Source organism: Streptomyces phytophilus, from assembly GCF_013870535.1.
GTDB lineage: Bacteria > Actinomycetota > Actinomycetes > Streptomycetales > Streptomycetaceae > Streptomyces > Streptomyces phytophilus.
Genome location: NZ_JACBXC010000242.1, coordinates 1 through 6472, shown reverse-complemented (window position 1 = coordinate 6472; position 6472 = coordinate 1). Strand labels below are relative to the sequence as shown.

Sequence of the window (6472 nt, the reverse complement as noted above, 5' to 3'; positions counted from 1 at the left end):
TTCGCCGTCGCCGTCATCCTCACCCTGCTGCTGCGCTCCCTGGTCGCCCCGCTGGTGCTGATGGCGGCCACCGTCCTGTCGTTCGCCGCCTCGCTGGGCCTGGCCGCCCTGGTCTTCGACCACGTGATGGGCTTCGGGGGCGTGGCCGCGGACCTGTTCGTGTACATCTTCGTCTTCCTCGTCGCCCTGGGCGTCGACTACACGATTTTCCTGATGGAGCGGGTACGCGAGGAGCGCCGCCGCGCCCCCACCGCGGAGGCCGTCCGCCGCGGCCTCACCGCCACCGGCGGCGTCATCACCGCAGCGGGGCTCGTGCTGGCCGGCACGTTCGCCGCGCTGGGCCAGATCCCGGACGTCACGGTCGCCGAGGTCGGCATCGCGGTCGCCGTCGGCGTCCTGATCGACACGCTCCTCGTACGCTCCCTGCTGATCCCCGCCGTAGTCGTACTCCTCGGCGAGAAGACCTGGTGGCCCGCCCGCCCACCGCTGCGGTAGGCGGCGCCGCGGGCACCTGCGGCTCCGTCAGCGCCCGTAGCGGACGACTCCGTCGACCGGGGGGCGCCGGTCCGCGGCGCGGGCGAGCAGCGGGCTGTCCTGGAGGGGCGACTCCAGCTCGTAGTCGGCCCAGGTGACGCCGCCGGCGATGACGTACGTCTCCAACGAGCCGGCCTCCAGCAGGTAGATCCCGTGCCCCGGGCGGATCTCCCCGAGCCGCCCGGCCAGCGTCTCCCGCTCCGGCGGCGCGGCCCTGCGCAGGTGGACGGGGCCGAGGTCGTTCCAGCTGGAGATCCGCCACAGGTCGGAGAAGAGGATGTCCCGTACGACGAGGGTGTCGTCCACGTCCAGGTCCTCCAGCGGCGGGGTGCCGCGGAAGACCGCGCACGGGTAGTTGGGCCGGTAGACCAGCAGCCCGAAGTGACGGTCGTCCCGGAAGTCGGGCTCCGCTTCTTCCCGCCGTTCCGTCGTCACGTAACGGGCCTCCATTCGTCGAACTTCTTGTTCCAGCGGTAGAAGTCGACCTTATCCATAAGGCCGGCCTTGTGGACCTGGATCAGTTCCCACTGGGTGGCGAAGATGCGCCCGCTGGCGAACGCGTCGTCCGCCAGGTGGAGCCCGCCCGCGTCGTTCAGCGCCCTGTTCAGCGCGCGGGCCGGGCCGCCGCCCGCGGCGGGCAGGCCGTCGAGCATGAAGGAGATGCGGCCCTCGCCGCGGCCCACCCGGGCGATCGCGTTGACCACCTCGTCCTGCCAGGTGGCGGCGAACGCCGGGTCCATGAAGTGCCGGGCCTGCACCACGTCGGCGAAGTCCTGGACCTGGAGGCCGCCGCGGGTGCTGCGGCCGAGGGCGACGTGGTCGAGCGGGCCGATGAAGCAGGGGGTGAGGCCCAGCGGGTCGAACCACGTGTGCGGGTTGTGGACGTACGCGTACGGGTTGGGCGCCGGGGTCAGCCCGAGGGGGTCGGGGCTCGCGTAGCGCGCGGTGTCCGGGTCGTAGTAGCGCTGGCAGTTGTAGTGCAGACCCGTCTCCGGGTCGAAGTACTGACCCGGGAAGCGCAGCGGCGTGTAGCCGGCGGAGCCGGCCGGCCAGCTGGTGCGGCCCCAGACGGTGCGCCGGGCCTGCCAGGCGATCTCCCCGCGCGGATCGACCAGTTCGGTCGGTGCCCCGACGAGGTCGGTGACGATGGCGAAGAAGCGGGAGTCGATCTCCTCCTGCGTGGCGGCGTCCGTCAGCCGCTCCGCCTGCGCGACGGGCTGAAGCCCGTCGTACTCCCAGGTCAGGGTGGTGTGATGGGGCCGGCCCGCGGTCACCGTGGTCTGCTCCACCAGGGTGTTCTCGTCCCAGGTGAAGAGGATCTCCTCCGCCACCCCGGAACCGTCGGGCGTCATCCGCCGCTTGGCGAGGCGGCGGCCGAACGGGTCGTAGAGGTAGCGCCAGACGGTGCCGTCGGGGGTGGTGACGGCGGTGATCCGGTCCTCGGCGTCCCACGCGTAGTGCCAGACCTCCGGCTTGCGCGAGAGCCGCGTCCTGCTGCGTACGGTGACGCGTCCGGCGGCGTCGTACGTGTAGCGGATCCGGCCCGCGCCGACGAGCCGGCCGCCGGCCAGCTCACGCGCCCCCAGGGCGTCGGGGTCCCCCTGCTCGGGCCAGGACGCCCGCGTCTGGTTGCCGGCGGCGTCGTACGCGTACTCCTCGCGCCAGCCGGCCGCCTCGACGCCGGTGACCCGGCCGACGGGGTCGAGCCGGAAGCGGCGGGAGCCGCCGTCGCCGTCCTCCACGGCGACGAGGTGGCCGTCGCCCCGGTAGTCGTACCGGCGCCGCAGCACCTCGTCCGCGGGCGTGCGCACCCGCTGCCCGCCGAGACGGCCCGCCGCGTCCCAGGCGTTGTCGAGGAGGAGGGAGTCGTCGACGGCCCGCGTCGTCTCCCGGCCCGCGGCGTCGAACGCCGAGCGGAGGGCGTGGCCGGCGAAGTCCACCGCGGTGCGCTGCCCGGTCTCGTCGTAGCCGTAGCGGGTACGCCGGCCGCCGGGCGTCACGCGCTCCGTGGGCCGGCCGACGGCGTCGTGGGCGAGGGTGAGCGTGCGGCCGTTGACCGTCTCGGCGGTCAGTCGGCCGAGTACGTCATGGGTGCGCCGCAGGTCGCAGCCGGGTGCGGTGGCGCGGAGCAGCCTGCCCAGCGGGTCGTGCTCGAACGTGGTGGCGGCGCCGTCGACGCGCTTGGCCACGATCCGGCCGGTCCAGTCGCGCTCGAACTCCACGGTCTGGCCGAGCGGGTTGGTCCGCGAGGACATCCGGCCCGCGGCGTCGTGGCCGTAGGCGATGCGGACGCCGTGGAAGTCGGTCTCGGCGGTGAGGTTGCCGGCCGGGTCGTACTCGTACGTCCACTCCCGGCCCTCCGGGTCGGCCACCGCGGTCAGCCGCAGCAACGGGTCGTAGCTGTACCGGTACGTCGCCCCGTCGGGGTTGCTGCGCGCGGCGAGGAGGTCGAAGTGGGTGTACTCGTAGCGCGTGGCGCCGCCCTGCGCGTCGCGGTGGCCGGTGCAGTTGCCCTCGCCGTCGTACTCCCAGGTCTCCCGCGCGCCGTCCGGCCCGACGCGGCCGGCGAGCCTGCCCTCCACCGTCCACCGCAGCCGGGTGACGGCGCCGTGCTGGTCGACCACCTCACGCACCCGGCCGAAGGCGTCGTGGCGCCGGACGATGCGGTGGCCGGCGGAGGTGGCGATGGTCAGCGGCAGACCCGCGGCGTCGCACTTCACGCTCGTCGCCTGGCCCAGCGGATCGGTGATCCCGGCGAGGTGCCCGAACTCGTCGTACTCGTAGCGCGTGACGGCTCCGGCCGGGTCGGTGACCGACGTGCACCGGCCCTCCGGGTCGTACTCCCAGGACCAGGCGGCGCCGTCGGTGAGCCGCAGCGAGGTGAGCCGGCCCAGGCCGGAGTACGCCAGCTCCGACTCGGTGCCGTCCGGGTGGGCCACCAGCACCGGCCGGCCGCCCGGGTCGTTGGTGTAGCGGGTGGTGTGGCCGAGGGCGTCGGTCTCGGAGACGAGGTGGTGGTGGGCGTCGTACTCGGTGCGCGACACCGCCCCGACCGCGTCGATCTCGGCGACGACCTGGGAGTTCTCGTTGATGACGAAGCGCGTGGTGGCGCCCTCGGGGGTGGTGAGCGTGGTGACGCGCGCGCCCGGCCACGCGGGGTCGGCGCCGTCGTAGGCGAGGACGAGGGCGAGGACGCCGGACTCGCCGCGCTGAGCGACGCAGCGGTCGTGCTCGTCGTACGTGTAGGTGTAGCGGCGGCTGTTGCGGTCGGTCCAGGAGGTGATGCGCAGCCGCTCGTCGTAGGTGAAGACCAGCGGCAGGCCGGAGGAGTTGACGTCCTCGGCGAGGTTGCCGTCCTCGTCGTAGGCGAAGCTCTTGACGGTGACGTCGGTGCCGTCGTCGCCTGCGCGCGCGACGGACAGGGCGGTGATGCGGTCCCCGGCGGTGGTGACCTTGAGGTGGTAGCCGCCGGAGTGGCGGATGCCGGCCGGGGCGCCGTCCTCGCCGTAGTCGAAGTCGAGGGTGTGGCCGTCGCGGTCCGACACCTGCTCGATACGGGCGACGCCGGTGCCGAGCACGTCGTGGTCCGCCGGCGGGGCGAAGCGGCGGGTGCGGCCGCTGCCGGGGTCGGTGACGAGGTAGCCGCCGCCTTCGAGGCGCCGCAGCGGCCAGCGGGGCCCCTCCTCGGGCAGGACGTCGTCGTCGGTGCGGGAGGGATGCGGGTACTTCAGCAGCAGGCCGTCCTCCGAGACGAAGACGACGCCGTCGTCCTCCGTCTCCACCCGCTGGTCGGCGGTGGAGGTCCAGGCGGGGCCGAACCAGCGGCCGGCGAGGTAGCCCGACTCCGCCCGGCGGGTGAACACCAGCGGCAGCGCGCCCGGCAGCTCGACGTCGGTCTGCGTCAGGAACATCTTGCCCGTCGCCATGTCGACGGGGTCGCCGCAGCCGCGGATGACGTTCTTGAGGCGGTTGTACGCGCCCTTCGCGCCGTTGGCGAGCATGTCGCCGCCGCGCTTGGCGAGGCCGAGGACGGCGGACTTCATGGACTTCAGACCCTTGAGGGCGTTGAGCCCGCCCTTGAGTCCCTTGGCCAGGCCGCCGAGGGTGGTGAGTCCTTTCATGCCGGGGATGCAGTCGAGGGCGGCGAAGGCGACGTCCCAGAGTGAGGCTTCGCCGTTCATGTATTTCACGAGGGTGTCGGCGAGGACGACGAGGGCGGCGGCGAGGACGACCCAGGCCAGCGGTCCGCCGATGATGAGGACGACGATGCCGAGGACGGCGACGATGACTTTGCAGACGGTGACGATGGTGTCCCAGTTGTCCTTGACCCAGTCGACCGCCTTCTCCCACCACTTGCGGTTCTGGATCCCGGCGTCGGAGGCGTCCTCCAGCTTGTCCTTGGCTTCGGAGGCGGCGTCCTCGCGCATCTTCTTGGCGTCGGCGGCCATCTTCTTGGCGGCTTCGAGGCCGCCTTGCGCGTTGTCGACCGCTGTCTGCGCGCTGGTGCGGGCGGACTTGGCGTCGGTGGCGTTGCGGGTGGCGGCCCGTACCTCCGACTCGTCGGGCTTCTCCTTGCCCTCCTTCTCGTCGTACTCCTCACTCTTCTTCGTCGCCCGATCCACCCACGAGTTGGCCGAGTCCAGGCGGCCGTTGGCGGCGGTCAGGTCGCTCTGGGCCTCGCGGCCCCTGGCGAGCGCCTTGTCGGCCAACGACTGGGCGCGCTCCAGCTTCGGCCAGTACGCGGCGAGCGCGTCGCCCGCCAGGTCGTAGGAGCGCTGGAGCTTCTTGAGGTTCTTGGGGACTTCCTCGAACTCGTCCTGGAACGCCTTCGCCGTCTTCCCCGCCCAGCGAAGGAGGGCATCCTCACCGGCCATGCCCTTGATCTGCCGCAGCGCATCCGCCACGTCGTCGGCGAAGTCGTGCAGCTCCCGGGCGAGCTGCTTGACCCGCTCGGGATCCCCCGGCGTCGGGTCGTTGTCCAGATCCAGGACATGCCAGTCCGTCGGGCGATTCCCCATGCGTACTCACCAACCCCCCGTGGCCACCGCCGTGTTGTGGGCAGCGAGCCTCTCAACGACGGTACACCGGTCGTGTGCAGGCGGAGATCGCCGACACGGCGGGTGTTTCGCCCCGCGCCCGTACCTGCGCGGAGAGTGGTGATCGCGCAGGTAGCGTCACTTTCGGCAGACCACGACGGGATCGGTGTCGGATCCGGGCGGCGGCGTTCGTGGAAGAGGTGAGAGGGCGCCCGCGCGGGGTGTCCGGAGAAGGGAACGACGATGAAGCTGACGACCGTCACCAACGTCTCCGTCGACGGAGTGATGCAGGGCCTCGGCCGGTCCGACGAGGACCGCAGGGGCGGGTTCGAGCGGGGCGGCTGGGCGCTGCCGCTGTTCGAGCCGGAGGCCGAGACCTACCTCGGCGAGGTGTACGGGCGCGCCGACGCCTTCCTCTTCGGCCGCTGGACCTACGAGGTCTTCGCCGGCTCCTGGGGCGTCCTGCCCAACCCCGAGGACAATCCCATCGGCGGGCCCCTGAACCGGCAGCCCAAGTACGTGGTGTCGAGCACGCTCACCGACCCGCGGTGGGCGGGCACCCGCGTCCTGGACGGCGACCCCGTGCAGGCCGTACGGGAGCTGAAGGCCGGCGGCGACGGCGAGGTGCAGGTGCACGGCAGCGGCAAGCTCCTGCGCTGCCTCCTCGCGAACGGCCTGGTCGACGAGATCACCCTGCTGACCTACCCGGTGGTCGTCGGCCAGGGCCGGCGGATGTTTCCCGCCGAGGGGCCGGACGCGGCGCTCGACCTGGTCGAGCACCGGGCCTTCCCGGGTGGTATCACGGCACAGGTTTACCGGCCGACCGGGCGCCCGGAGTACGCGGGTGAGAACGTCGGCCCGGGCCGCGACTCGTAGCCGCGGACCCGCCGTCCCCGACCGCC

The 6472-nt window shown here is 72.6% G+C and carries 4 protein-coding genes; 2 read left to right on the top strand and 2 right to left on the bottom strand.

Annotated features, from left to right (window positions below):
* The coding region (locus H5J30_RS13700) for an MMPL family transporter (RefSeq protein ID WP_181787711.1) at positions 1 to 495 on the top strand (495 nt) is incomplete at its 5' end.
* Positions 496 to 522: 27 nt separating this feature from the next.
* On the opposite strand, the gene H5J30_RS13695 is transcribed toward H5J30_RS13700, so the two are convergent.
* Together H5J30_RS13695 and H5J30_RS13690 are read right to left on the bottom strand one after the other, a co-directional pair.
* Positions 523 to 969: a hypothetical protein gene (locus H5J30_RS13695; RefSeq protein ID WP_309505522.1), complete on the bottom strand. Its 447-nt coding sequence runs from the start codon at positions 967 to 969 to the stop codon at positions 523 to 525.
* Positions 966 to 5552: an RHS repeat-associated core domain-containing protein gene (locus H5J30_RS13690; protein WP_181787709.1), complete on the bottom strand. Its 4587-nt coding sequence runs from the start codon at positions 5550 to 5552 to the stop codon at positions 966 to 968. The genes H5J30_RS13695 and H5J30_RS13690 overlap by 4 nt, the downstream gene beginning before the upstream one ends.
* 261 nt (positions 5553 to 5813) lie before the next feature.
* On the opposite strand from H5J30_RS13690, the gene H5J30_RS13685 reads away from it, so the two are divergent.
* Positions 5814 to 6446 carry a dihydrofolate reductase family protein gene (locus tag H5J30_RS13685; RefSeq protein WP_181787708.1) on the top strand — a complete coding sequence of 211 codons (633 nt, stop codon included), beginning with the start codon at positions 5814 to 5816 and terminating at the stop codon, positions 6444 to 6446.
* Positions 6447 to 6472 lie beyond the last annotated feature (26 nt).

Bases quoted from the DNA above. Each gene is read 5' to 3' on its own strand.
- H5J30_RS13690 (WP_181787709.1), bottom strand. From the start codon at position 5,552: ATGGGGAATCGCCCGACGGACTGGCATGTCCTGGATCTGGACAACGAC.
- H5J30_RS13685 (WP_181787708.1), top strand. From the start codon at position 5,814: ATGAAGCTGACGACCGTCACCAACGTCTCCGTCGACGGAGTGATGCAG.